The following is a 25999-nucleotide window of genomic DNA, read 5'->3' on the forward strand; positions in this document are numbered from 1 at the left end:
AACACTGAGCAGATGACTGAGTTCGAGTCAAGAAAAAAGTTGATACAACATCAACATGAAGAATTGTTGAATAAGAAAAACCATAAGATTGAGCCCGGGAATGGAATTTTTTTCAGGTATGAAAATCCGGTATTAACCGCCGGGCATATCCCTCTAAACTGGCGGTTCGATTTTAACGAGGAGTCCAATCCGCACTTTATGGAACGGATAGGCATAAATGCGGTTTTCAATGCCGGGGCGATAAAGCTTAACAATAAATTCTGTTTGGTTGCCCGGGTGGAAGGCGCAGACAGGAAATCTTTTTTTGCCGTTGCCGAAAGCGATAACGGCATAGATGGATTCAGGTTTTGGAACGAACCGGTTGTATTAGGTGAGACGGAAAACCCGGACGTGAATGTGTACGATATGCGGATAGTTGCGCATGAAGATGGCTGGATTTACGGAATATTTTGCACAGAAAGAAGAGACAAAGGTGCCCCCGAAGGCAACCAAAGCGCAGCCATTGCACAGTGCGGTATTGCCAGAACAAAAGACCTGAAAAAATGGCAACGGCTGCCCGATTTAAAGACCAATTCCCCGCAGCAGCGTAACGTAGTGCTGCATCCGGAATTTGTAAATGGAAAATATGCCTTCTATACACGTCCGCAGGACTCATTTATCGAAGCCGGGAAAGGCGGAGGAATTGCCATTGGATATTGCTCATCGATAGAAAACGCGGTAATTGACGAAGAAATAATCCTTGACCGGAAACAATACCATACCGTTTATGAAGCCAAAAACGGGCAGGGCCCTTCGCCGCTCAAAACGCCTTTAGGCTGGCTGCATTTAGCCCACGGGGTAAGAAATACAGCGGCGGGATTGAGGTATGTACTCTATATGTTCCTCACGGATTTGAATGATATAACCAGGGTAATCAGGAAACCGGGGGGATATATCATTGCTCCCGAAGGAGAAGAACGTATTGGCGATGTTTCTAACGTTGTGTTTGCCAATGGCTGGATAAAAGACGGCGACCAGGTATATATTTATTACGCGTCCTCCGATACCCGGATGCATGTGGCAACCACTACCATTGAAAAACTGCTGGATTATGTAATGCATACGCCGGAAGACGGGTTCACTTCCGGCAATTCCGTAAAGGCTATTTTAGCGCTCATAGAGAAAAATTCAGGCCATGTATAGTGTTAAGTTAAGTTGATTGCCAGTTTTTTGACTTTTTAATCCCGGATGGTCGTACTATCGCCAAGTCAATTTCGCTACGCTCAATTTTTTGAATTATTGATGTGTGTGTGTTTGTTTTATAAGGAATCAATGAGCCCTCCGGGGTTTTTACTTTTGAATTTTGATTTTTTAACGTGAATATCTACCAGGAAATAGAACAGGAGCTTTTTAATATACTGGATTATTGGGAAAATAATGCGGTTGATAAAGCGCATGGAGGCTTTTACGGAAGAAGAAATCAGCAGAACGAACTTATTCAAAATGCGGTTAAAGGTTCGGTGCTGAACAGCCGGATTTTATGGACCTTTTCCGCTGCTTTTAAATATACCGGGGCGCAAAAGCATTTGCTTTTAGCGGAGCGGGCTTATGCGTACATCCGCGATTATTTTTACGATACCGTTTATGGCGGTGTTTACTGGACGGTTGACTATGCAGGGAATCCATTAGATACTAAAAAGCAAACCTATGCCTTATCTTTTGCCGTTTACGGATTATCCGAATATTACAGTGTTTCTCAAAACGAAGAAGCGCTCCAACTGGCTATCAGGATATTTGAGACAATAGAGGCTCACTGCTTTGATACAGAAAACGGTGGATATTTTGAGGCGTTCGGAAGGGACTGGTCTGAAATACCCGATTTACGGTTAAGCGATAAAGATGCCAACGAGAAAAAAACCATGAATACGCATCTGCATATCCTGGAGGCGTACACCAATTTATACCGCTATTGGAAAAGCGACAGATTGAAAAACCAGCTAAAAGGTCTGTTGCAGGTTTTTGAAGGGCATATTATCCATCCTGAAACCTTTCATTTAAACCTATTTATGGACGAAAAATGGCGGTATAAAGAACATATTATTTCTTACGGACACGATATTGAAGCATCCTGGCTACTGCAGGAAGCTGCTGAAGTATCGGGAGAGCAAGGTAATATGGAAACTGTTATGAAACTTGCCTCGGCAGCAAGAGAAGGACTTTTGGCAGATGGTTCGCTGATGTATGAAAAAAATCTGAGCGTCGGACATCAAATAAAAGAAAAACATTGGTGGGTACAGGCCGAAGCAATGGTTGGTTTTTATAACGCGTTTCAGCATACAAAAGATGAATCATACTACAATACCTTTCAGCAAGTATGGGCGTTTATAAAAGCACATATCCTGGATAGAAAGAATGGTGAATGGTTATGGGGGGTAGATGCGCAAAACAAACCGTTACCAAACGAAGATAAATTAGGCCTGTGGAAATGCCCTTACCATAATGTAAGAGCCTGTTTAGAAATACTTCGGAGAAACAGTGACTCTGCCACTGAGCAGTTTAGATACTAACCATAAGATATTGTAAAATTATAGCAAGATAATCGACAAATAATAGATTATCTTATTGTAATCTTACATATTTTGCATTATGCAACCTAATCCAATTCAGAACAAACGTATCTAGTTTTTTTCGTCATTGCGAGGCTGTATGGGGTTGTGCGAGCCGAAGCAATCTGCCAATTAACAATGAGATTGCTTCACTCTGTCCACAATCCCAATGCTTCAGTTCGCAATGAGGCCACATTGTTTTTAGATGCGCTTGTCCTGAACCCAGAAAACGGTTAAGTCTTACCATTTATTGTAAAAACCCTGACATATCGCTAAAATCTTATTTTTGAATGATTATTTTCGATTCTGAAATGAGAAAAGCTTTTTCACTTACACTGGCAGGTTGTTTGTTTCTCGCGTCGTGCAGCAACAAAATCACTTCGTTAAAAACCATTGCCAGGGCTGATACTGCCGGAACAATCTCTACCACCATACCTGTAACGCAACATCGCGATAAGCATTACGACTGGGATAAACGCCATCAGCAAGTGTTGGCGTTGAATAAAGAACGTCCGCCGAAGGTTGTTTTTATCGGTAACTCCATTACACATTACTGGGGCGGCGAGCCTGTTGACCCGCTTAGCCGCGGCGCTGATTCCTGGGACGAATATTTTAAATCTAAAGATGTACGAAACCTGGGTTTTGGCTGGGACCGCATTGAAAACGTATTGTGGCGGGTTTACCACGGTGAGCTGGATGGATATAAAGCCTCGCATATCACCTTGCTGATGGGCACAAACAATTTACCGGTAAGTACCGATGAGGAGATAATCACAGGCCTTGAATTTTTGATACAGGCTATAAAACGACATCAGCCGAAAGCGAAATTCATGCTGATTAGTATACTTCCACGTAAGAATTATGAACAGCGTATCATGTCTCTCAATGAACGCATCAGACAACTGGCCGGAAAACTGAACGTTAATTACATACCTGCCCATAAGTTGCTGGCTATTGACGGCGGAAAGCCAAATCCTGAGCTGTTTACGGCCGATGGCGTACATCCCAACACGGCGGGTTACCGCGTACTGGCGCCATTAATCAACTCATACCTCAACTGAGGTTAATTTAAAAGTAAAGAAGCATGCTCGGGGCAACCTGCGATTGAGAGCATTTCAATAAAAGTACAGTTAATATCAACTCAATACATCCACAATCATGAAAGAAACTTCATTACAACGGCGCAAATTTTTAGGACTGGTATCTAAAGCCGGATTGCTCAGTGTATGCCGGTTCCCTTTATCACGCAACACAGGCGAACCGGCCGAAGATGAGCACGTTTTTTTAACGCAGCCTTACCTGCAAAACCCGTGTTTTGATGCTATGACCATCAAGTGGATTACCAATAAACCTTGCTACGGTTGGGTGGAATATGGCCTGGATGAAAACCTGGGGCAAAAGGCGGAACGTATTGAGCTTGGCCTGGTAGAGGCCAATAATCGTATCCATACCATACAGCTTAGCAACCTGAAACCCGGCACAACGTATCATTATAAAGTGCTGTCTAAGGATTTCGTGAAGTATGACCCATATAAGATAATATACGGAAAAACTATAGAAAGTAAGGTTTACAGCTTCACCACGCCTGCCGAACATGCTGATTCGGTATCGTTACTGGTGCTGAACGATATCCATGACCGCCCGGCGTCCATACCGTTTTTAATGAACATGAACGGCAATGACCCGTATGATTTTGTGTTCTTTAATGGCGATATGTTCAATTACCAGAGCGATGAACAGCAAATCATCGACCACATGCTGACGCCTTGTACCGATGTTTTTGCATCGGTAAAGCCGTTTATGTACATCCGGGGAAACCACGAAACCCGTGGTAAGTTTGCCCGGCACTTGAATGATTATTTTGAAAATATAGATCAGGCCAACTATTTCTCATTTACCCGTGGTCCGGTACATTTTATCACGCTGGATACCGGCGAAGATAAACCGGATGACACGCCGGTTTACGCGGGTATGTGTGCATTTGACGACTATCGCAGGCAGCAGGCTGCATGGCTTGAAAAACAGCTGCAAAGCCGTGAATATAGAAAAGCGCCGTTCCGGGTGGTATTTATGCATATTCCGCCATACCATTCCGGCGACTGGCATGGAACCATGCACTGCCGCGAATTGTTTGCCCCGTTATTTAACAAGCATAAAGTTGACCTGGTGATTTGTGGTCATACCCACCGCTGGGGCGTTTATGAGCCGGATCCTGCACAGCATCATTTCCCGATCATTATTGGTGGTGGGCCGCAGGAAGGAAAGCGCACTTTAATTAAGCTGCGGGCAGACCGGCATCAGCTCAACCTGTCTATGCTGGCCGATAATGGGAAGGAAGTAGGCAAGTATCACTTGCAGGCGAAACGATAGCTAAAATTAACAAACGTCCAAAACGCAGGAATTGAAATTTACGGCAGTATTTTCTTCCGGGTAATTTTTATGACAACCATTATACGGACTTTATTCCTAATCCCCACCGCCCGTACTGGCCGTTATAGCCTCGCCGGGTTTGCCGATGGTTTTATAAGCGCCTTCGCCTTTTAATATGGCAGCCAGCCGGGTTTTATCGGTCAGTATATCAGTAGCTGTTTTTAGCTCGGTATCGTTGGCAAAGCTGTTTTCCATACGCCCTTTCTGGAAATAGTAACGTGAAACAATTTCATTTTCCAGCAATTGTTTAATCTCAGGCTTGAATTGTGTCAGGTCATTCTTTTTGCTGTAAAATACCTTGTGTTTCAGGGCTTCAAACTCAGATTTAATATCTTCCAGCTTATGCTCTTTGGTAGCTTCGGTTTGTAAATCGGTTAACAGCTTCTCTGTACGTGTGCTGTAATTATAATCCTTATTCGACAGATAGTTTACAAAATTGGCGTAATCCGCATCAGATAATCGGAACGTTTTTGCCGGAGCAATGCCGGTATGCGCATTACGGAACGAGGTAGCGTAGTCAAAAATCAGGTAGCGGGTGATCAGCGTTTGCGCTATCGGACTAAGCATTCGTGGTTTTACATAAATATCAGGATAAATGCCGCTGCCATCGTAAACGGAACGCCCGTCGCTGGTTTTGTATTCGCTAATCAGCGAGTCGGCTACCTTTTCCACATCGCCATCAGGGTTTCGGTGCGTGTAATCCAGCGCCTGTATACATCTTCCGGAAGGTGTATAATATTTGGCAATGGTAACTTTAACCAGCGTATTGTATGGCAGGTTAAAAGTTTGTTGTACCAGTCCTTTGCCGAAGCTGCGTTGCCCGATAATTACCGCCCGGTCCAGATCTTGTAAAGAGCCGGCCAGGATTTCTGAAGCCGAGGCTGAACGATTGTTAACCAGAACAGTGAGCGGCAGGTTGGGTTCCAGCGGTTCGGCAAATGTTTTATAGCTGATACTTTTTTCGGCATTACGGCCTTTTTGAGTTACTACCAGCACGTCTTTGGGCACAAACAGGTTTATAATTTTAACAGCTTCCTGCAAAATGCCGCCGCCATTGTATCGTAAATCGAGCACCAGGCCATTCAGGTTATTTTTTTTGAGTTCCGTTAAGGCGTCTTTGACTTCCTGTGCCGAGTTTTCAAGAAATTTATCCAGCTTGATATATCCAATGTTATTGGCAAGCATGCCATAGTAAGGTACATTAGGCTGGGTAATTTCTTCACGCACAATGTTTTTGGTGATGGGTGTGGTTTCTCCCGGGCGATTAATAAGCAATTTAAGCGGTGTTCCGCGTGAGCCTTTGAGCAGGTTGCTTACCTCTTCGCTGGTTTTATCTTTCAGGGTAACGCCATTGATTTGCAGCAACTCGTCACCGGCACGCACATCGGCTTTTTGTGCCGGGAATCCCTGGTAAGGCTCAGAAATAATTACTTTACCATCACGCGACAGAATGGATGCACCAATACCGCCATAATGCGTGCTTACATATTTCATGCGGTAATCCTCAATGTCAGATTCGGGCACATATTCAGTGTACGGATCCAGATCTTCCAGCATGGCATCAATGCCGGTTCGCATCAGTTTGGTAGAATTGATATCGTCTACATAATTGATGTTCAGTGTTTTATAAACAGAAGCAAAAATATCGAGGTTTTTTGACAGCTGAAAAAGGTCGTCGCTGAAAGCAAACGAGGCCGCAGCAGCTACAACACAGCTAAAAATGATACGCTTTTTTAGTAAAGAGATCTTTCCCGGCATGATTCACAAATTAAGCGATTAAATGTACGAAATCTTTCGCTTTGGCGGGAAAGAATAATGGGGATAAAATTAATGCACGGGCGCTATAGCCTGTTGTTATCCAGGTTTGCCAGGCTTTTTTTCAGTGTGAACACCACATATTCGCGGCTGCGTTTTAGCCGTTGCATTAAATGCTGTATTAACGATTCTTCCTGGCCGGGTGTAAAACTTAAATCTTCGTCAGAAAGATGATTGTATTTGCGCCTGAGCTTGATTTTTAAAATATTCCAGTCGCTGTCGCTGATATTAAGTTCTGCCATAACGTTATTTGGCACAAAAATAAAAAATTAAACCTATTTATCAGAAATGAGTTTTATCAAGTATTATTGGAGAAAATTTAACCTTGTTTAATTTGAATGACACATGAAAAAGATCCTTTTATCAGCATGTATACTGGCCGTTACTATCCTATCGGCACATGCGCAATCGTTTAATTTAGGTATTAAAGCGGGTATTAACAGCTCTAAGCTGAGCACAGATTTTGCCAAGGAAGAAAACCGTCTGGGATACCAGGTAGGTTTGTGGGCACGTTTGGGAGCCGCTGGTATTTATGTGCAGCCGGAAGCTTATCTGGGCAGCAAAGGTGGTAAGTTTACTGCTTTTGATAATGGCAGCGGCGAGCAGCAGGCCGATGCAAAAGTAAACTTTACTACACTGGATATCCCGGTTCTGGTAGGCACTAAGATCGGGTTCGATAAAGCTAACCTGCGGTTTATGGCCGGCCCGGTAATTTCATTTAACCTGGATAAGGATAGAAAATTCAGCTCTGCATACGATCAGGCAACAGATATAAAGAACTATAAAAACCAGGCCTGGGGCGGACAATTGGGCGCCGGTGTAGATTTAGGCAGCTTTTCTGTGGATATACGCTATGAAGCCGGCCTGAGCAACATCAGCAAAAGCGATAAATACGATCAGAAAACCAATCTGTGGCACTTTAGCCTGGGATATAAGCTGTTTTAGCTGATCTGTGGCAGGTTACGAGCTGTAATGTTATGGCCCTCATAACTCATAACACACAGCTCGTAACCCTTTTTGTTACTTTTGAAATCGCTTTCTGCTTTAAGCCTTTGCTTTTAGCTCTTTAAAAGGCTAATTCCTAAAAGTTATCAGAATTAACCCTGGCATTGTCCCGGCTTAATTAAACCCAATTGCAGCGGATACCGGCCTGTGGCTAATGCCCGGGATGGATGAGGGCAGGGTTGCAGGCGTATGAGCGAAAAGTGGGACTATCTGTTCAAAAGCGGTACAGGCCGTGCTTTTCAAAAAAACAGAATACACTCGTTGTACAAATATGCATTGATAGATACTGCTCTCATAATCAGACTATTGATTGTTAAAAATTAAAATTCCTATCTTTGCGGCAATGGAATTTCAAAACGATGCTATCCAGGAGTACCTGGAACAACATTGCGAGCCAGAGCCCGAATTGCTTCGGCATATTAACCGGGAAACTCACCTGAAAGTCCCCATGGCACGTATGCTGTCGGGCCATTTCCAGGGCCGGGTGCTAAGTATGCTTGCTAAGTTGATCCAACCCCGCCGTATTCTTGAGATCGGCACGTTTACCGGTTACGCCACGCTGTGCCTTGCCGAGAGCTTGCCCGGGGATGGTATAATTGATACGATTGATATTAACGAGGAGCTTGAAGACCGCGTACGCGGATATTTCAACCGGTCTGGCTTTGCGCAAAAAATAAGGTACCAGATTGGTAATGCTATTGATATTATTCCGCAGCTAACCGAAACTTATGATCTGGTATTTATTGATGCCGATAAAAAAAATAACACAAATTATTATGATCTGGTGTTTAATAAAGTTCGAAAAGGGGGGCTGATCATTGTAGATAATGTGCTTTGGAGCGGCAAAATTATATCGGCCAGCGACAAGGATACACAAAACATCAGGGAGTTTAATGAGAAAATAACCCAGGATATGCGTGTGGAAAAGCTGATACTTCCGGTACGCGATGGTTTATTTATAATTCGTAAAATTTAACGGGTATTATAAATAGAGTACAGACTTTAGATTATTACGTTGATGTTTTAGGAAACTATACATTTTTGACTTTTTAATTTTAACTTTTTAATTTTTTAGGTATGTTAAAACGATTGATTACAGCTTGCCTGTTGTTTGCAGCGGGAACAAGCTTCGGCCAGTCGGCGGCAGAAAGGTATATCCAGCTATACAAAGATGACGCCATACGTAAAATGAATGAATATGGTATTCCGGCCAGCATTATACTGGGGGTGGCCATGCATGAATCGGGCAGCGGAACCAGCAAAATTGCCAAATACCTTAACAATCATTTCGGCATTAAAGGCCGCAATGAAAACAGGCAGATCAGATCTTCCTATAAAAGCTACGATTCTGTCGACGATTCGTACGATGATTTTATCAGCATGCTGAAGCGGCATATACAATTTAGCCGTTTGTTTGAGCGCTATTCTGACTATGATTATAAAAGCTGGGCTAAAGGTATACAACGCGGAGGTTATGCCCGCAGCCAAACCTGGGCCAGCCAGGTACTGGCTATTATCAATAAATACCAGCTATACCGGTTTGATAACAGGCCGGGTTCTGACGATGCTACCGCTTACATCAGGCCGGTAGAATCTGTTCCGGTTGCCAAAACGTACAATGTAAAAGCAGGCGATACCTTGAACGGCATTGCCAAAAAATTTGATACCACGGTTAAAGATATCCGTGATAAAAATGCATTAAGTACAACCAACCTTAGCGTAGGGCAAAAATTAAAATTGTAAAAATCTTAAATGATCAGATTTATTCTGCCGGTAGCATGCGTAATGTTACTGGCTTCGTGCAGCAAAAAAATACAGTTGACTAAACGCCCCCAGCCGGCACAAAGGCCGCAGCAGGTTATCACCGATAATGTGCTGGTGAAAAAGTATTCTGCACAGGAGTATATTGAACGGTATAAGGCCGTGGCAATAGCAGAAATGGATAAATATGGTATTCCGGCCAGTATTACGCTGGCCCAGGGGCTGCTTGAATCCGGCAACGGCAACGGTACGCTGGCCCGCCTGGCAAACAATCATTTTGGTATAAAGTGTAATTCGGACTGGCGGGGTAAGACCATTTTGCAGGATGATGACCAGAAAGATGACTGTTTCAGGGTGTATAACAGCGCCGAAGAATCTTTCAGGGATCATTCGGAGTTTCTGCAGCGTAAGCGGTATGCCGCCTTGTTTGAGTTGGATAAGAACGATTATAAGGGTTGGGCTTACGGATTGAAGCAGGCGGGCTATGCCACTAATCCGCGTTATCCGGAACTGCTGATCAGTTTGGTTGAGCGCTATAATTTAGACCAGTACGACCGTAAAGAGGGCAGGATAGAAAAGGCTGAACGGGAAGAGAAGGTACTGGCTAAAATTGAAGAAAAAGCACCGGAAGAAAAGGCGCCCGAAGCGGTAAAAGCTCCTGTTGCCATGAATATCTATGAGGTAAAGCAAGGCGATACGCTTTATTCCATCAGCAGACGCTTTGGCCTCTCGGTAGATGACATTAGGATACTGAACAATATAGGGGGTACTGATATCAAGATCGGGCAGCTTTTGCTGGTTTCCAAATAATGTTAAATAATGTAAAAAGCCTAAACATTTACCGCAAAAGCGTGTAGCTTTATAAGCTTGGAAAAGATTATTCTGTTATTGGTATTTACGGTAGGTTGGGGGCTTAAGGCTTTTTCGCAGGAGCGGGAAATATTAGGCATTGTATGCGATAAGGATACCAAGCAACGCATTACCAAAGTGCACATTACCAATTTGCGCACAAACCAGGGCCTGTATAATAACCTGAAAGGTGAGTTTGTAATGCAGGCCGCTCAGGGCGATAAACTGGTAGCAAACCTGCAGGGCTATCTGGCAGATACCATTACGGTTTCAACACAAAATTCGGTTTTCTTTTTTCTGAAACGCACCAATATTATGCTGCAGGAAGTGCAGGTTAACGGGAAGCTGCTATCGCCAAAAAGCAAATTAGAACAAACCAAACGCGATTTTAAGAGCATTTACCGTGTAGGTAACAGCAGCGATCTGCTCACCACGGGCGGTGTAAACGGGCTGGGCGGCGCCGGGTTAAGTATAGATGCTATTTACAGTGCATTGAGCAAAGAAGGTAAAAATGCCCGTTATCTGCAGGGGATCATAGAGCGTGATTACCGCGAAACCATGATCGATTTCAGGTTCACCCCATTACTGGTGACTAAAACAACCGGCTTACAGGGAGAGCAATTGGTGGATTTTATGCATCAGCACCGGCCCTCGTATTATTTTATTATGGAAGCTACCGATTATGAGCTGATCAATTATATCAAAATAAGCTACCAGAAATATCTTCGCAATCCCACATTATACCGCTTGCGTCCGCTTAAACCGTGATTCTGGCATGTACCCCGGGTGTATCAGGTTAAACTTAGGCCAGGTACGGGAGATCTTAGGAACAAGAGCAAGGATACAAGAGACAAGAAGTTGAAAGCGTCAGCCTGCGCCCGTTTGCAAAACGAGTGCATCAATATCCGGCGTTTGCAACGCCGCAAACGCCAACAAAAAATTCTAAAACTTAAGCCAGATGCGGGAAAGCTTGGAAGCAAGAAGAGGTACAAGAACCGGGAAAGTATGAAGACATAAGGCAATAAAGAGAGAGACAAAGAACATCCATCTAAGATCTCACATCTAATGTCTCACATCTTAATGCTCAATGCCCAAAATACTACTCGCTGATAGGCGTTTCCGGTGCTTTTGATGAATCTTTCTTCTGCTTATTCACTGTATTGCGTCCAACTTTGGTAAAGCGGTAGCTTACGGTAAGCTGATAATTACGGGTGGCAAGCTTTGAATTGCGTTCCTGCGTGTAATTGATGCCTTCTACAAATTGTATATTACGCCGCTGTGCAAAGGGGTCAACCGACATCACCCTGACAAACAGTTTATTATCCAGAAAACCTTTACGGGCGCCAAAGGAAGCTGATACTGATCCTTTGGATCTCCCCTGAACAGAAGCCCGGTTGTAATAGTTCACATTACCTTCAAACGCTATCCGCTTGGGAAACTGAATTGATGGCCCCACGCTGGCCCGGTAACTGTAGCCAACAGTATTTTTTGAAAGATTAAAGGTAGACTCATACGTAGTCCGGCTAACGCCAAAGCTACCTGTAAATGTAATCTTTTTGGTGGGGCGGTAATTGCCAAACATATTCAGGGCGTAGGTATTGCTGGAGCCCACATTCTCATAAGTAGAAACGGTATCCATGCGGATACGTTCAATGATATGCCCTGAATTGGCATACGATAACCGCGGTGTGAACGACCATTTTTGTCCGAAAGCGCCAAAGCTTAATTCAACCTGGTGTGTATACGAGGGTTTAAGCGCCGGATTACCATAAAAAATGTTGGCCGTATTTGAGCTGTCTACCAAAGGGTTTAAGGCATAATCACGCGGACGTGCAATGCGCATGCTGTAGCTTATGCCTACATTGTACCGTTTCCGGAACGATTTGCCCAACGATATGTTGGGGAAAAAGTTGATGTAAGGCTTCATGCTGGCAGTGGCAGGCTTATCCTGCTCAAAACTTGCATCCGTTAACTCTGTACGTCCACCTGCACGGAACGACCACCTTTTCTTGGTTCGAAGGCTGTAGCTGGCGTATACCGCATAAATATTTTCGTAGTAAATAAAGCGGTTGGTCAGGTTAGAGTTAACGGTATCCTGTAAGGTATCAAAATTATACCCGGTTACAAACTGGTCATTATCATTTTTATGGAATGAGCTCTGGAATCCCATAGAGAGCGACGACAGCTTGGTGACAGGACGGTAATAATTGAGGTTTAGATCCAAGCCGGTATTGGCAGCCACATTGTTATAGTATTGCCGGGTTTTAACAAGCAATCCGTTTGAATGAGTGAGTATCTCACGGGCAAGATTACGGTCGCGGTCGTTATTGTTGTAAAATCCGACCATGCCTGCTTTTAGTGTTCCTTTATTGTTTTTCAGCTTTAAGCTATAATCAGCATCCAGGTTGTAACTGCTGCCATCGTTAACATTTGAATTGTTTTGCTGGATCAGCTTGGTTTCTACGCTCTTAATATCTAAGGAGTGGTCGTCCAGGTAAGAATCACCGCCCGTATTACGGAAATTAACATTAGCCGCTACACGCACATTCTGATTTGGAGTAATATCCCAGTCCATATTGCCCCGTAAATTATGACCTTTATTGCCGTTATCGTTGGTACTATACTGGTTCCTGTATGACGATATTGCATCGTTTTTATAATAGGTAGTATTTACCACGCCATCAGACGTTGTTGGCCGGTTAATATAACCGTAGCTGGACGAAATAGACAAGCTGTCTGTACGATAGGCAATATAAGCGCTGCCATTGTATGTGCCCAGGGTTCCGCCAGTAAGCGCAACCGAACCATTCAGCCCGATCTTGTATCCTTTTTTAAGGGTGATGTTAATAATGCCATCGCCATCGGCGGCATACTGCACGTCAGGATTGGTGATAACTTCTATTTTCTCAATAGCGTCGGCAGGCAGAACATTTAACAGATCGGTAAGGGTAGCCGCTGTATAGTCAGACGGTTTCCCATCCATAAAAATGCGGGTGTTCCGTTTACCGGCAATGGTAGGCTTGCCGTCAATATCCACATCCACCATCGGTACATTCCGCATTACGTCTGACGCTGTGCTGCCTTCGGCCATCAGACTTTGGCTTACGTTGTACGTAATGGTATCCGTGCCAAACTGAACTACAGGCTTCGTATCGGTTACAACAACCTCATTTAATACGTTGGCATCTGGTTTGAGCTTTATCGTTCCCAGGTTTTTGGTGGGATGCTGTTTGCTCAGCACAATGTTTTCAATAATGGCGCTGGTGTATCCTACAAATGATATTTTTATCTTATACGTATCAAAAGGTAAGTTACTGAACTGGAACTTACCGCCATTTTCGGTCTGGTAACTTTTTACCACCGAGCCGTCACTCTGTTTAAACAGGGCAACGGCAGCAAAATCTACAACTTCGCCGGTTTTATTATCAATCACCTTACCCGTAAGCAGGCCATTATCAGCAAGGCTTCGGGTAGCCGAGAGCAATACCGGTAAAAAACATAATAAAAGATGTAAAATTCGTATAGTCAAAACAGCTTTCTTTGGTTTTATAAATTATATAACTATTTGAGGCAGCGGATAGTATTAAAACTCCTCATCGCTTCGTTGCCTTGTATCGTCATCCATATTATTTTTACGCCGCTTCTGTAAATCCTGCTTATCCTGCTTGCCAAAACGGTAACTAAACGTAATGCCGGCCATGCGCTTTTGCCGGCGACGTTCTGAATCCTGTAGCAAGCTCTCGGTTTCAGTGAACCAGGCATACCTGCGGGTGTTAAATACATCACGTACATTAAACGATAAGCTTCCGCGTTTCTGTTTCAGGAAGTCATACCGCAAACCGGCATCGCTGCTAAAGATCTCATGCATGTGCCCCTGGGCGGTATTCCGGGGAGCCATATAGCTCAGGTTAAACTGGGCAGACACGTTTTGGGGCAGTTTCAGGTTAGCGGTGAGGTTAGCCATCCAGTTGTAGCCATCGCTGCTGCGGATGTGAAAAGCCTCATTGCCGTTTAACTGGTTATAAAACATATTCAGGTTACCGGTTAAGCTCAGGGCTTTTGATACATCAGCCCTTGAAATAACCTCAAAACCCACGGCATTGCTGCTGGTAAGATTGTAAAACCGGGTAAGGGTGATAGCGTTGCTGCCGGGATAAATATCGCGTATACTTTGCACCACATCGTTTACGCGACGATAATATACTGCTGATGTAAGTGTAACGGTTTTCCAGAATTTGGAATAGCTTAACTCAAATGAATGAATGTCCTCGGGTTTCAGGTTGGGATTACCCTGCCGGTAATTGCTTGGGTCTGAAATATCCAGGAATGGGTTTACTTCCCATCCATGCGGACGGTCTACCCGCCTGGTGTAGCTTAGCTGTAATTGCTGTTCTCCCTTGAATTTCTGTGTAAAAAATATGCTGGGATAGATCCTGAAATAATCGAGGTTTGATTTACTGATAGAAGGCTGCAACGTAGCGGTATCAGTCCCCCTGTAAACGGTATTCAGATAGGCTTGTTCTGCCCGGATACCTACCTGCATTCCGAAATTCTTACCAAATTTATTCTGATAGTTGATATAAGCGGCATGCACAATATCTTCCATGCTGAACTTATTGGTTTGGTTCAGGTCGGTGATGTAGTTGCCGGATTGGTAATTTTCAAAAAACTGGTCTTCCCAGTCGTTACGAATGGTGCTGCGGTAACCGGTTTCCCATCTTACTTTATCATTAACAGGCAGCACATAATCCACCTGGATGTTGTAGTTCTCGCCACGCTCGTTATTAGCGCTGCGGTTCAGCGAATCCTTAACAGAACCATCCGTCATGTTGAATTGCTGGCTGAACTGCTGGTTGTAGTCTTCATCGCTCTTACCGTAAGAAAAATTAGCGGTAAGCTCTTCGCCTTTGTGTTTAAATTTCCGGCTGAGATCCAGGCTCAGATCATAGCTGTTTTCGCCGCCGTTCCTTCGGGTCAAGCGCTGGCTGGTGTTATAAGGTTCAGCGATGTTCTGGTAAATATAATCCAGGTTTTCGCCACGTTTAAAATCCCTGAAATTAAAATTACCCGATGCGCCCAGTACGGTTTGCTTACCCAGGTAATAGTCAGCGCCCAGCTTAAGACCATTGTTTTTATCCTTGCGGGATGATTCTGAGCTATTGTTTATAAAACCATTCTGCTGTACATACGTGCTCCGGTTATAACCGCTTCCCGGACGGTTGCCATCGCGGTAGCTGTAGTTGCCGTACAGGTTAAATTTCCCGTTGCGGTAGCTCAGGTTGGCATTGGCATTATAATTATCCTGCGTGCCTGCACCCAGCGAAACTGAGCCGTTAATGCCCAGTTTTTTATTTTTCTTTAAAACGATGTTAATGATGCCCGATTGCCCGTCGGCCTGGTATTTAGATGAAGGATTGGTGATAAGCTCGATGGTTTCTATGGCGCTGGCCGGTAATGATTGCAGCACATCGGCAATATTGTTTCCGCCCATGGCCGAAGGTTTACCGTCAATCAGTATTTTAACATTTGATGAACCACGCAGGTTAACATTCCCGTCCATGTCAACCGATACAGACGGCACGTTGGCCAGCAGATCGCTCGCTGAACCACCTTCGCTTACCAAACTCTGTTCTACGTTAAATACTTTACGGTCTATACCCAATTGTATGGTGCTTTTCTGTGCCTGAACCACTACCTCTTTCAGCATGTTGGCTTTACCTGTAGATAATTTTATAATGCCAAGGTTTAATAATGCAGCCGAAGAAGTTATGGTGATGTTATCTTTTGTGTAAGATTGGTAGCCCACAAAACTAATTTTTAGCAGGTAATTACCCGTCGGCAGATTTTCAAATTTGAAACCGCCTTGCAGGTCTGTTTGTGTTGTTTTTGCCGTTTTTGAAGTAGCCTTGTTAATGAGGGCTACACTGGCAAAATCAACAGCCTTACCGGTAGCATGGTCAATTACTTTGCCCGTAATTTTTCCGTTACCCTGGCCGCGTACGTTACCGGTAATAAAAAAAAAGCCTGCTAAAAGGCTCATAATAAATAATTTCATACACAAAAAGCTACCGCAAAGTAACTGTATTGATTAGTAATTTAATAAGGGGTAACTGTTTTATTACAAATTATTGCACATTTGTTATAAAGTGTTACACATTTGTTGTACCGGATCAGTCAACCGTAACGGTAAGGCCTTCCTGTTTAAGTATTTTGCGGTAAACTTCCATCTCGGTAAATGAGCCTTCCAGGATAGCGCATTTACCTTCATTATGAACAGTCCAGGCAATTTTTTCGGCTTGTTTTTCAGAGTAATCCAGGTATTTCATCATACAAAAAATAACATGGTCAAAGGTATTCACATCATCATTCCACAATATCAGGCGATGATTAACTTTTAAACTGGTTAGCAGGTCTTCAAGGCTGTAAACTTCTTCCTGGGTTTGGGTATCGCCACAATGGATATTCATATCGGCAAAAATAAAAAAAAGCTGATTAAGGTTTAGGTTTTACGTGGTAAGTTATACGTTTTACGTGGCTGATGGTCCGGAAGTCGGTAAAGGCAGAAAAGACCGGAAGCGGAAAAAGGTAGAAGGCAGAAGGTTTAAGGCGAACAACGAACAATTTAGCAATTCAACAATAAAACAATTTAACAATCTAAAATCTTAATAAGACCAACCAAAAAACTAATAGCTGTACAATTTTGTTAATGAGTAATTGCACCTTACATTTGATAATTAATAAATCCTGATGAAGAAAATACTTTTACCTGTCATTATGCTGATAATTATTTTGGGAGCCTGTAAAAACTCTTCTAAAAGCGTACACACGGGTGTTTGGCGGGCTACCTTGAAAACGGATTCGGGCATAGAAATACCTTTTAATTTTGAGCTGAGGGATACGGCAGGTAAGCGGATCATGTATATTATCAATGCCGGTGAACGGTTGCGGGTCGACAGCATTCATATCAGCTCTGATTCGGTCAATATCCGGTTACCGATATTCGATTCGGAAATTAAAAGTGCTGTTCTGAACGGAAACCTTACAGGATACTGGATCAAGCATCTGGCTGATAGCGACGTGAAAATGGAGTTCAACGCCGAACCCGACAAAGACTGGCGCTTTCTTAAAATTGCTGCAAAACCCCGTTTTAATATTACTGGTAAATGGTCTGCTGCCTTTGTCGATCAGGATTCAACCGATACAACAGTTGCCATCGGTGAGTTTAAGCAGCATGATACGAATATTACCGGTACGTTTTTAACGCCCAGTGGCGATTTTCGCTACCTGGAAGGAATGGTTGCCGATGACAAATTATCGCTCTCCTGCTTTGACGGTTCGCATGCTTTTTTATTTACCGGGACCATTAAGTCTGACAGCATAATTACCGATGGAAAATTTTACTCCGGTTACTCCTCCATAGCCGGATGGTCGGCAAAACGGGATGCCAAAGCTATGCTTCCCGATCCCTATTTATTAACGTCGCTAAAGCCCGGGTACCGCACCCTAACATTTGCATTTCCCGATCTAAACGGCAACAAAGTATCGTTGACTGATGCCCGGTATCAAAATAAAGTAGTAATTATCCAGTTTATGGGATCATGGTGTCCTAACTGTATGGACGAAACCGCCTACCTCTCTTCATTCTACAGCCGTTATAAAAATCGCGGTGTGGAAGTTATCGGTCTGGCTTATGAGCGAACACCAGATTTCGGAAAGGCAAAGAAAAACCTGACAGAACTTAAGAACAGGTTTGATATTCAATATAAATTGCTGGCAACCGGCTATACCAATAAAGAAGTTTTAAAAAGTATGCCGGCGCTTCGTAATTTTGCGGCGTTTCCAACTACCGTTATTGTGGATAAAAAAGGTGATGTTCGTAAAATTCATACCGGTTTCAGCGGCCCCGGAACCGGCGCCTATTACTCTAATTTCACCAAAGAATTTGAACGATTTACAGATAGCTTACTGGCCGAAAAATAATTATGATGATAAGAATACCGAGATTGCAGTGCTGCCTCTACCTTTCGGCGGCATTTTTTATAACAGCGTGTACCACTCAAAAAGTAGCATTAGATGCCGTAAAAGTTAGTGCCAATGCCCCCGGCAGTACCATTTATCGCGGTAGCTACACTAAGCTCACCGATATTTTACATACCAAACTGGATATTAACTTTAACTGGGACAGCGCTTTTGTTATCGGTAAAGCCACCATCAAAGCCCGGCCGTATTTTTATCCTTCAAATCAGCTGATCTTAAATGCCAATGGATTTAAGATCAACGAAGTATCGCTGGAGAAAAAGGAAGATAGAACTCCGCTCAACTATCTGTACGATGGTAAATTGTTAACCATACAATTGGATAAAACGTACACCAACACGGATACGTATACTGTTTTTATCGATTATGTAGCCATGCCCAATAAATTAAAGGCAGGTGTGGATATTAACTCGAACGATGACCGGGGTGTTTACTTTATAAAAGATCCCCGGCAAGTGTGGACACAGGGCGAAACGGAATGTAATTCCAACTGGTTCCCCACCATAAACGGCCCGCAGGAGAAAATGACCCAGGAGATCAGCATTACCGTTCCAGAAAAGATGGTGACACTTTCTAACGGTGAGCTGGATTTTTCGAGCGATAATGGTGATGGCACACGTACCGATAGCTGGCGTCAGGATAAGCCGCACTCCACATATCTGACCATGATGGCGGCGGGAGATTTTACCATTGTAAAGGATAAATGGCGTAACAAGGAAGTGAATTATTACATGGAGCCGCAATATGCCAAAAATGCCCGCCTGATCTTTGGGAAAACACCGGAAATGATCGAGTTTTTCTCTAAAAAAACCGGTGTGGATTTTCCGTGGGATAAATATTCACAGATCGTGGTACGTGAGTTTGTTGCCGGCGCTATGGAAAATACCAGCGCCACCGTATTATTTGACAGGATGAACATGACGCCGGGCGAATGCCTGGATGAAAACTACGAAGACATTATTTCGCATGAGCTTTTTCACCACTGGTTTGGCGATTTGGTAACGGCAGAATCGTGGGCCAATTTACCGCTTAATGAATCGTTTGCCAATTATGGCGAATACCTGTGGCGGGAATATAAATACGGTGTGGAAGATGCCGATTATCTTAACTATAAAGATGCCCAGAAATACCTGGCTAAGCCCGAAAACAAAACACTTAATGCCATACGTTTTGATTATGCAGACCGCGAGCAGATGTTCGATGCCGTATCGTACGAAAAAGGCGGACGTGTATTACACATGCTTCGCAAAACGGTTGGCGATGATGCTTTTTTCAAATCCCTGAAGCTATATCTTACCCGCTACGCGTATAAAACTGCCGAAATCCATAACCTGCGAATGGCTTTTGAAGAAGTTACCGGTCAGGATTTGAATTGGTTTTTCAACCAGTGGTTTTTAGCTGCCGGAAACCCAAAGCTGAACATCCAAACCAGCTATGATAATGCAAAGCATGAGGCTGTAGTAACCATTAAACAGGAGCAGGATCTGACCAAAATGCCGCTGTTCCGTTTACCAATGGCCATTGATATTTACGTTGATGGAAAAGCTGAACGCAAAGCGATTACCGTGACCAAACAATCTGAAACGTTCAGCTTTCCCGTATCCGCAGAACCGCAATTAATTAATGTGGATGCCGAAAAATACCTGCTTGCAGAGAGAACCGAGAATAAAACCATCCAGCAAAACAGCTATCAATATGCGCATGCTCCTTTATTTATGGATAGAATAGAGGCCGTTCAGGCGCTGAGCCGCTCTGCAACAGAACCGCAGGCACATGCCACGCTGATAAAAGCTTTGCAGGATAAGCATTGGTACATTCGCCGGTTGGCAGTAGATTTTGTGCCTAAGCTTACCGAACCGGAACGGAAACAGGTTCTGGGTCGCATCCGCGATATGGCCCTGCATGATGAACGTTCGTATGTGCGGGCGGCGGCAATTTCTACCTTAAAATCGGTTTACGCCAAAGAAGATAATAAAACCGTTTTCAGTCAGGCTGCCCGGGATAAAGCGCCAAGTGTGCTGAATGCGTTGAAGAATTAAAAGAGGAGGCGGGAGGTTGTAGTCATGAAAATGTTTTTATCGTTATCCGGGGCTGACCAAAAAGCTCTCATCATCCTGAGGGATAATACCGAAGTTTCGGGATGAAATAAATTCTCCATGAAAGTTCTTTGTCCGTAGGACAGGTTTCCGGGCTTTTTAGCCCTGCCTGTGCAACTTCGCTTCCTGCCCAGGGAGAGCAATCTTTAGCCCTACTTATTTCCCATTACACCCACGCTTAACTTAAGTGAATCTACCGCGGTTGACTGCAAGCCTTTGGCATACACAGTGTAAATTTTTCCGGACTCAAATTTAAGAGCTTGCTGGCTAAGCGTGGTAGAGCTGCCGGTAGCCAATAATGAAACGGTATACGTTGCCGTGTCTATACTGCTAAACGCAGTTGAGCTTTTATAAGCCTGGTTGGTATACTTTGTTTCGTTGTTAAATTTAACATCGAGTGCAGGCGCATCGGGGCTTAAATTTACAAAACGGACTTTCGATTTTCCGGAAGCGGGGGCGGTAAGGTCATCTTCCAATATGAGCGGTTTTACGGCATCGGGAGTTCCGGTAACGCACAATGTATAGTTTTTGCCTGATGCCAGGGTTATGGTATCAGTAATATAGGTAATAGCCGAAAGGTATTTTTTGATCACCACTGGGTAATCGGCAGGATAAGCATACCTGTAAGTTATGGTATCGGTATAGCTAATGGGAATTAATTTGTTGATCTTGCTTCCCTGGAGATAGAAATCAATAGCTGGTAATCCTGGCGCAGCATGCAATACGGCTATTCCGGCCGTAGTAATACTGCTGTTATCATCGCTTTTTTTAGAGCAGGCTGTAAAGGTTATTACCAAACCCATAAAAAAAGCAGCAGGAAATTTGATCTTGTTGTATAAATTATTCATTTCTTAATGGCAAATAAAGTAAACGGATAACCAAAATTACAGTTAAAATTTAAATGAGATATGTTAAAATAAGTTAATTCTTCCTGACCGGGGTGGAATTGCAGCACTGGCCCGGCTTATCTAAACCCGGCAGCAGCGGCAGCTTTGCATGAGGAACGAATGCAAACTATAGCGTATGACGGGACTACCGGGGCCGATAGCATGCTGCAATTGCTTTTCAAAAAAATAGTTAGCCGGGGCCGATTACTATGCTACTTTAAAAAAGCGCACTAACTGTTTGACAATTAAACAAATTAGCCTATCTTTGCAGTCCCTTTAAAAAGGGGTAATATAAATTGTTTAATTATTTAATATCAAGCAAGTGAATACGTTAAGTTACAAAACTGTCTCTGCCAACAAAAACACCATCAACAAAGAATGGGTAGTTGTTGATGCACAAGGAGAGATCTTGGGGCGCTTGTCTTCGAAAATCGCTATGATTATTCGCGGAAAACACAAGCCTACGTACACCCCAAACGTAGACTGCGGCGATAACGTTATTGTTATTAATGCAGACAAGGTTAAACTAACCGGTAATAAGCTGAGCGACAAAACTTATGTTCGCTATACAGGTTATCCGGGAGGCCAGCGTTTTATTTCTCCAAAAGAATTATTGGATAAACATCCGGAGCGTATAGTTGAAAAGGCTGTACGTGGTATGTTACCTAAAAACCGCCTGGGCCGTGCGCTTTTCAAAAACCTGTACGTTTATGCAGGCAATGAGCATCCGCATGCGGCACAAAGCCCAAAAGAAATTAAACTTTAATTTTAAAGGAGAAAGAAATGTCAACAACAAACACTTCAGGAAGAAGAAAAACCGCCGTTGCCCGCATTTACTTAAAAGAGGGAAATGGTAACATTACCGTGAACGGTAAAGATTATAAAGAGTACTTTCCAACGTTGCCGCTGCAATATATTGTAACACAATCTACCGAAGTTTCTGGTTCTGCCGGAAAATTTGATGTTACCGTAAATGTTGCCGGTGGTGGTGTTAAAGGCCAGGCCGAGGCGGTGCGTTTAGCTATTGCCAAAGCTATTGTTGAGTTAGATCCGGAAACGAAATCTGCGTTACGGTCAAAAGGTATTATTACCCGTGACGACCGTATGGTTGAGCGTAAAAAACCAGGCCGCAAAAAAGCCCGTAAAAGATTTCAATTTAGTAAACGTTAATTTAAGGAGGATCAAACAATGGCTAGAACAACATATCAGGATTTACTGGATGCAGGTGTACACTTTGGTCACCTTACCCGCAAATGGGATCCGAAAATGGCGCAGTACATTTTCATGGAGCGCAACGGCATCCACATTATCGATTTAAATAAAACTTTAAGCAAGGTAGAAGAAGCTGCCGCTGCTTTAAAACAAATAGTAAAATCAGGCCGAAAAGTGTTATTTGTTGCTACTAAGAAGCAAGCTAAAGACATTGTGGCCGAGCAGGCTAAGAATGTAAACATGCCGTATGTAACCGAGCGTTGGCTGGGTGGTATGTTAACCAACTTTGCTACTGTGCGTAAGTCTATCAAAAAGATGTCAAACATTGATAAGATGACTAAAGACGGCACTTACGATGTATTATCAAAAAAGGAAAAACTGATGATACAACGTGAGCGTGTTAAGCTGGAAACGTTATTAGGTGGTATTTCTGACCTGAACCGCTTACCTGCTGCTTTATTTATTATCGACGTTAAGAAGGAACACATTGCGGTTACCGAAGCGTTAAAGCTGAATATTCCAACTTTCGCAATGGTTGATACCAATTCTGATCCTTCAAACATTGATTTCCCGATCCCGGCAAATGATGATGCTACCAAATCCATTTCGTTAATAACCAGCATCATGATCCAGGCTATTCAGGAAGGTTTGGAAGAGCGTAAACGCGAAAAAGAAGACGAAGCTGAAAAAGAAGCTGCTGCTGCGAAAGCTAAAATTGACAGTGGCGAAGCTGCCGAAGCTGCTGCTCCTGCAAAACGCGAAACCGTAAAAGCGGAAGCCGAAACAGAAGCTAAAGGCGAAGAATAAAAAGCCGGCCTCACCTAAATCCTCTCCAAAGGAGAGGACTTAAATAAACATAATTTTTGAAAACTTTTCCTTCTCCTTCCCGCCAGTCGGCGGGGAGGTTGGGAGGGACTAATAATAAAACAATGTCTACAGTACAAATTTCTGCATCAGACGTAAATAAGCTGCGCCAGCAAACCGGCGCAGGTATGATGGATTGTAAAAAAGCATTAACCGAAGCTAACGGCGACTTTGAAGCTGCTATTGATTACCTGCGCAAAAAAGGCGCTAAGGTAGCTGCAAGCCGCCAGGATCGTGATTCTAACGAAGGTGTTGTGATTGCCAAAACTACTGCCGATGGCAAAACCGGTGTAATTGTTGAAGTAAACTGCGAAACGGATTTCGTGGCTAAAAATGCTGACTTTATTGCTTTTGCTAACAGCGTAGCCGACCTTGCTGTTGAAAAAACACCTGCTTCTATTGATGAATTGCTGACGCTTGATTTAAACGGAGCAAAGATATCTGACCTGCTGTTAGACCAAACCGGAAAGATCGGCGAGAAGATTGGCGTTTCTAAATACGAGAAAGTAAGCGGCGAAAAAGTAATTGCTTATATTCACGGTAACTACCGCTTAGGTGTATTGGTTGCTTTAAGCGCTGATGCTGCCGGAGCTGAAGAAGCCGGTAAAGACGTGGCCATGCAAATTGCAGCTATGAATCCCGTAGCTATTGATAAAGGCGACGTAGATGCCAAAACCATTGAGCGTGAGCTTGAAATTGCCAAAGAGCAAATCCGTGCAGAAGGTAAACCCGAAGAGATGGTTGAAAAGATCGCTGCCGGCAAACTGAATAAGTTCTACAAAGAATCAACCCTGTTAAACCAGGAGTTTGTTAAAGATTCTTCGAAAAATATAGCTCAATTCCTTGACAGTGTGTCAAAAGGATTAACTGTTACCGCATTTAAACGCGTACAGTTAGGCGCTTAATTAAACTTCATCGGTTTAAGAAAAAACCAAAAATCCCTGTTCTTTACCGGACAGGGATTTTTTTATAAAACCCAATCAACGTTTCCCAATCGGAAGTTTTTACTATTTTTGCCAAACTTTTTCTATTAAATGAACTACAAACGCATCCTCTTAAAACTTAGCGGTGAGTCCCTGATGGGCGATAAACAATATGGCATAGACAGTGAGCGTGTTGCTCAATATGCACAGGATATTAAAGCCGTACATGATAAAGGCATACAGATAGGTATTGTAATTGGCGGAGGTAATATTTTTCGGGGTTTAAGCGCCGAGAAATCGGGAATGGATCGTGTACAGGCCGATTATATGGGGATGCTTGCCACGGTGATAAACAGCATGGCGCTGCAGGATGCGTTGGAAAAGATCGGCGTTAAAACCCGGTTAATGACTGCCATAAAAATGGAACAGATCTGCGAACCGTTCATCCGCCGCCGGGCTGTACGCCATCTTGAAAAAAACAGGGTTGTAATTTTTGGAGCCGGTACAGGCAATCCTTATTTTACAACCGATACCTGTGCTTCATTACGGGCTATAGAAATACAGGCCGATGTGGTTTTAAAAGGTACCCGTGTAGATGGCATTTATACGGCCGACCCTGAAAAGGATCCTTCGGCAACGCGATATGACGAGATCTCTTTCCAGGAAGTATACGATAAAAGCTTGAACGTGATGGACATGACAGCGTTTACACTTTGCCAGGAAAATAAATTACCTATTATTGTGTTCGATATGAATAAACCAGGTAACTTTATGCGTATAACCAATGGCGACTCGATAGGTACTTTGGTAAAATAGCTTTAAAGAGCATTTATTATTGTAATAAATAGTAAGTTTAATTTTTACACCATATTTGTTCCTTATGAACGATCTAATAAAAAAACAATTAGATGATGCACGGGCCAGCATGGAAAAGGCCATTGAACACTGCGAAAGTGAGCTAACCAAGATACGGGCCGGCAAAGCTATGCCGTCTATGCTGGATGGTATCTATGTAGATTATTACGGCACTTCTACTCCATTATCACAGGTAGGTACCATTAACACGCCCGATGCCCGCACACTGGTAGTTCAGCCTTGGGAAAAAAACCTGCTGGTAACTATTGAAAAGGCTATTATGGAAGCCAATATCGGCCTTAATCCGCAAAATGATGGTACAGTTATCCGGTTAAATGTTCCGCCGTTAACCGAAGAACGCCGGCGTGACCTGGTTAAAAAAGTAAAAGAAGAAGCCGAGAGAGGGCGTGTAGCCGTTCGTAACATCCGTAAAGACGCCAATGAGAAAATTAAAAAGCTGAAATCAGAAGGTGTATCAGATGATGAGCTTAAAGTTGGCGAGGCAGAAGTACAGAAATTAACCGATGCATACATTGTTAAGGTTGATAAGCATGCCGAGTCTAAAGAAAAAGACATCATGACGGTGTAATCAAACAAATAAGCACCCGCAAAGTAAAAGGGGCGTCGTTCTGTTAAAGAATCGACGCCCCTTTTGTATTATGTGAGAACGTTAAACTACG

At 43.4% G+C, this 25999-nt stretch carries 23 protein-coding genes; 17 read left to right on the forward strand and 6 right to left on the reverse strand.

All coding sequences use genetic code 11. The annotated features are described in order from the left end of the window. The first annotated feature begins 12 nt into the window (after positions 1 to 12). The 4 genes from FW774_RS02930 (at position 13) to FW774_RS02945 (ending at position 4955) form a co-directional block, all read left to right on the forward strand. A complete protein-coding gene (locus FW774_RS02930) occupies positions 13 to 1182 on the forward strand; it encodes a glycosidase (protein WP_149346649.1) in 1170 nt (389 codons plus the stop codon). A 173-nt stretch (positions 1183 to 1355) separates the two neighbouring features. Beyond that, a complete protein-coding gene (locus FW774_RS02935) occupies positions 1356 to 2546 on the forward strand; it encodes an AGE family epimerase/isomerase (RefSeq protein WP_149346650.1) in 1191 nt (396 codons plus the stop codon). Positions 2547 to 2896: 350 nt separating this feature from the next. Continuing rightward, a complete protein-coding gene (locus tag FW774_RS02940; RefSeq protein ID WP_187774787.1) occupies positions 2897 to 3646 on the forward strand; it encodes a GDSL-type esterase/lipase family protein in 750 nt (249 codons plus the stop codon). A 97-nt stretch (positions 3647 to 3743) separates the two neighbouring features. Continuing rightward, on the forward strand, positions 3744 to 4955 hold the full coding sequence (locus FW774_RS02945) for a purple acid phosphatase family protein (protein ID WP_149346652.1): 1212 nt from the start codon (positions 3744 to 3746) through the stop codon (positions 4953 to 4955). Positions 4956 to 5051: 96 nt separating this feature from the next. Here FW774_RS02945 and FW774_RS02950 read toward each other — a convergent pair whose 3' ends face one another. Together FW774_RS02950 and FW774_RS02955 are read right to left on the reverse strand one after the other, a co-directional pair. Further along, complete coding sequence (locus FW774_RS02950; RefSeq protein ID WP_149346653.1) at positions 5052 to 6773, reverse strand: S41 family peptidase; 1722 nt, start codon at positions 6771 to 6773, stop codon at positions 5052 to 5054. Between the two features lie 83 nt (positions 6774 to 6856). Continuing rightward, positions 6857 to 7072, reverse strand: coding sequence for a hypothetical protein (locus FW774_RS02955; protein ID WP_149346654.1), 216 nt, complete (start codon positions 7070 to 7072; stop codon positions 6857 to 6859). A 103-nt stretch (positions 7073 to 7175) separates the two neighbouring features. Here FW774_RS02955 and FW774_RS02960 point away from each other — a divergent pair, with 103 nt between their 5' ends. The 5 genes from FW774_RS02960 (at position 7176) to FW774_RS02980 (ending at position 11213) form a co-directional block, all read left to right on the forward strand. Then, positions 7176 to 7775 carry a porin family protein gene (locus FW774_RS02960; RefSeq protein ID WP_149346655.1) on the forward strand — a complete coding sequence of 200 codons (600 nt, stop codon included), beginning with the start codon at positions 7176 to 7178 and terminating at the stop codon, positions 7773 to 7775. Between the two features lie 403 nt (positions 7776 to 8178). Next, a complete protein-coding gene (locus tag FW774_RS02965) occupies positions 8179 to 8811 on the forward strand; it encodes an O-methyltransferase (protein WP_149346656.1) in 633 nt (210 codons plus the stop codon). Between the two features lie 101 nt (positions 8812 to 8912). Further along, on the forward strand, positions 8913 to 9578 hold the full coding sequence (locus FW774_RS02970) for a glucosaminidase domain-containing protein (protein ID WP_149346657.1): 666 nt from the start codon (positions 8913 to 8915) through the stop codon (positions 9576 to 9578). Between the two features lie 9 nt (positions 9579 to 9587). Further along, complete coding sequence (locus FW774_RS02975) at positions 9588 to 10406, forward strand: glucosaminidase domain-containing protein (RefSeq protein ID WP_149346658.1); 819 nt, start codon at positions 9588 to 9590, stop codon at positions 10404 to 10406. A gap of 57 nt (positions 10407 to 10463) precedes the next feature. Continuing rightward, positions 10464 to 11213, forward strand: a complete 750-nt coding sequence (locus FW774_RS02980) for a carboxypeptidase-like regulatory domain-containing protein (RefSeq protein ID WP_149346659.1) — start codon at positions 10464 to 10466, stop codon at positions 11211 to 11213. Positions 11214 to 11544: 331 nt separating this feature from the next. Here the strand turns inward: FW774_RS02980 and FW774_RS02985 are convergent, their stop codons facing one another. The 3 genes from FW774_RS02985 to FW774_RS02995 form a co-directional block, all read right to left on the reverse strand. Further along, on the reverse strand, positions 11545 to 13974 hold the full coding sequence (locus FW774_RS02985; protein WP_149346660.1) for a TonB-dependent receptor domain-containing protein: 2430 nt from the start codon (positions 13972 to 13974) through the stop codon (positions 11545 to 11547). A gap of 54 nt (positions 13975 to 14028) precedes the next feature. Beyond that, a complete protein-coding gene (locus FW774_RS02990; protein WP_187774788.1) occupies positions 14029 to 16485 on the reverse strand; it encodes an outer membrane beta-barrel family protein in 2457 nt (818 codons plus the stop codon). A gap of 130 nt (positions 16486 to 16615) precedes the next feature. Continuing rightward, the gene (locus FW774_RS02995; protein WP_149346662.1) at positions 16616 to 16912 is read right to left on the reverse strand and encodes an ATP-dependent Clp protease adaptor ClpS; all 297 of its coding nucleotides are present in this window, start codon (positions 16910 to 16912) and stop codon (positions 16616 to 16618) included. A gap of 280 nt (positions 16913 to 17192) precedes the next feature. On the opposite strand from FW774_RS02995, the gene FW774_RS03000 reads away from it, so the two are divergent. Together FW774_RS03000 and FW774_RS03005 are read left to right on the forward strand one after the other, a co-directional pair. Next, complete coding sequence (locus FW774_RS03000) at positions 17193 to 18425, forward strand: TlpA disulfide reductase family protein (protein WP_149346663.1); 1233 nt, start codon at positions 17193 to 17195, stop codon at positions 18423 to 18425. A 2-nt stretch (positions 18426 to 18427) separates the two neighbouring features. Next, positions 18428 to 20521, forward strand: a complete 2094-nt coding sequence (locus FW774_RS03005; protein WP_242457686.1) for a M1 family aminopeptidase — start codon at positions 18428 to 18430, stop codon at positions 20519 to 20521. Between the two features lie 209 nt (positions 20522 to 20730). Here FW774_RS03005 and FW774_RS03010 read toward each other — a convergent pair whose 3' ends face one another. Next, the gene (locus FW774_RS03010; RefSeq protein WP_149346664.1) at positions 20731 to 21426 is read right to left on the reverse strand and encodes a DUF4397 domain-containing protein; all 696 of its coding nucleotides are present in this window, start codon (positions 21424 to 21426) and stop codon (positions 20731 to 20733) included. Positions 21427 to 21787: 361 nt separating this feature from the next. Between FW774_RS03010 and rplM the strand changes: the two genes are divergently transcribed. From rplM to frr, 6 genes are all read left to right on the forward strand, one after another. Beyond that, a complete protein-coding gene (gene rplM / locus FW774_RS03015) occupies positions 21788 to 22231 on the forward strand; it encodes a 50S ribosomal protein L13 (RefSeq protein ID WP_149346665.1) in 444 nt (147 codons plus the stop codon). A 17-nt stretch (positions 22232 to 22248) separates the two neighbouring features. Continuing rightward, positions 22249 to 22635, forward strand: a complete 387-nt coding sequence (gene rpsI / locus FW774_RS03020) for a 30S ribosomal protein S9 (protein ID WP_149346666.1) — start codon at positions 22249 to 22251, stop codon at positions 22633 to 22635. Positions 22636 to 22653: 18 nt separating this feature from the next. Then, positions 22654 to 23484 carry a 30S ribosomal protein S2 gene (gene rpsB, locus FW774_RS03025; protein ID WP_149346667.1) on the forward strand — a complete coding sequence of 277 codons (831 nt, stop codon included), beginning with the start codon at positions 22654 to 22656 and terminating at the stop codon, positions 23482 to 23484. A gap of 122 nt (positions 23485 to 23606) precedes the next feature. Continuing rightward, the gene (tsf, locus tag FW774_RS03030; protein ID WP_149346668.1) at positions 23607 to 24446 is read left to right on the forward strand and encodes a translation elongation factor Ts; all 840 of its coding nucleotides are present in this window, start codon (positions 23607 to 23609) and stop codon (positions 24444 to 24446) included. A 129-nt stretch (positions 24447 to 24575) separates the two neighbouring features. Next, the gene (pyrH, locus tag FW774_RS03035; protein WP_149346669.1) at positions 24576 to 25280 is read left to right on the forward strand and encodes a UMP kinase; all 705 of its coding nucleotides are present in this window, start codon (positions 24576 to 24578) and stop codon (positions 25278 to 25280) included. Between the two features lie 64 nt (positions 25281 to 25344). Then, entirely contained in the window at positions 25345 to 25908 is a 564-nt protein-coding gene (gene frr / locus FW774_RS03040) for a ribosome recycling factor (RefSeq protein WP_149346670.1), read from the forward strand. Positions 25909 to 25999: the final 91 nt, after the last annotated feature.

Source organism: Pedobacter sp. BS3, assembly GCF_008274585.1.
GTDB lineage: Bacteria > Bacteroidota > Bacteroidia > Sphingobacteriales > Sphingobacteriaceae > Hufsiella_A.

What these genes read in the sequence shown, in the direction of transcription:
- FW774_RS02930 (WP_149346649.1), top strand. Translation starts at nt 13, where the DNA reads ATGACTGAGTTCGAGTCAAGAAAAAAGTTGATACAACATCAACATGAA.
- FW774_RS02940 (WP_187774787.1), top strand. Translation starts at nt 2,897, where the DNA reads ATGAGAAAAGCTTTTTCACTTACACTGGCAGGTTGTTTGTTTCTCGCG.
- FW774_RS02945 (WP_149346652.1), top strand. Translation starts at nt 3,744, where the DNA reads ATGAAAGAAACTTCATTACAACGGCGCAAATTTTTAGGACTGGTATCT.
- FW774_RS02950 (WP_149346653.1), bottom strand. Translation starts at nt 6,773, where the DNA reads ATGCCGGGAAAGATCTCTTTACTAAAAAAGCGTATCATTTTTAGCTGT.
- FW774_RS02955 (WP_149346654.1), bottom strand. Translation starts at nt 7,072, where the DNA reads ATGGCAGAACTTAATATCAGCGACAGCGACTGGAATATTTTAAAAATC.
- FW774_RS02960 (WP_149346655.1), top strand. Translation starts at nt 7,176, where the DNA reads ATGAAAAAGATCCTTTTATCAGCATGTATACTGGCCGTTACTATCCTA.
- FW774_RS02965 (WP_149346656.1), top strand. Translation starts at nt 8,179, where the DNA reads ATGGAATTTCAAAACGATGCTATCCAGGAGTACCTGGAACAACATTGC.
- FW774_RS02970 (WP_149346657.1), top strand. Translation starts at nt 8,913, where the DNA reads ATGTTAAAACGATTGATTACAGCTTGCCTGTTGTTTGCAGCGGGAACA.
- FW774_RS02975 (WP_149346658.1), top strand. Translation starts at nt 9,588, where the DNA reads ATGATCAGATTTATTCTGCCGGTAGCATGCGTAATGTTACTGGCTTCG.
- FW774_RS02990 (WP_187774788.1), bottom strand. Translation starts at nt 16,485, where the DNA reads ATGAGCCTTTTAGCAGGCTTTTTTTTTATTACCGGTAACGTACGCGGC.
- FW774_RS02995 (WP_149346662.1), bottom strand. Translation starts at nt 16,912, where the DNA reads ATGAATATCCATTGTGGCGATACCCAAACCCAGGAAGAAGTTTACAGC.
- FW774_RS03000 (WP_149346663.1), top strand. Translation starts at nt 17,193, where the DNA reads ATGAAGAAAATACTTTTACCTGTCATTATGCTGATAATTATTTTGGGA.
- FW774_RS03005 (WP_242457686.1), top strand. Translation starts at nt 18,428, where the DNA reads ATGATGATAAGAATACCGAGATTGCAGTGCTGCCTCTACCTTTCGGCG.
- FW774_RS03010 (WP_149346664.1), bottom strand. Translation starts at nt 21,426, where the DNA reads ATGAATAATTTATACAACAAGATCAAATTTCCTGCTGCTTTTTTTATG.
- rpsI (WP_149346666.1), top strand. Translation starts at nt 22,249, where the DNA reads ATGTCAACAACAAACACTTCAGGAAGAAGAAAAACCGCCGTTGCCCGC.
- rpsB (WP_149346667.1), top strand. Translation starts at nt 22,654, where the DNA reads ATGGCTAGAACAACATATCAGGATTTACTGGATGCAGGTGTACACTTT.
- tsf (WP_149346668.1), top strand. Translation starts at nt 23,607, where the DNA reads ATGTCTACAGTACAAATTTCTGCATCAGACGTAAATAAGCTGCGCCAG.
- pyrH (WP_149346669.1), top strand. Translation starts at nt 24,576, where the DNA reads ATGAACTACAAACGCATCCTCTTAAAACTTAGCGGTGAGTCCCTGATG.
- frr (WP_149346670.1), top strand. Translation starts at nt 25,345, where the DNA reads ATGAACGATCTAATAAAAAAACAATTAGATGATGCACGGGCCAGCATG.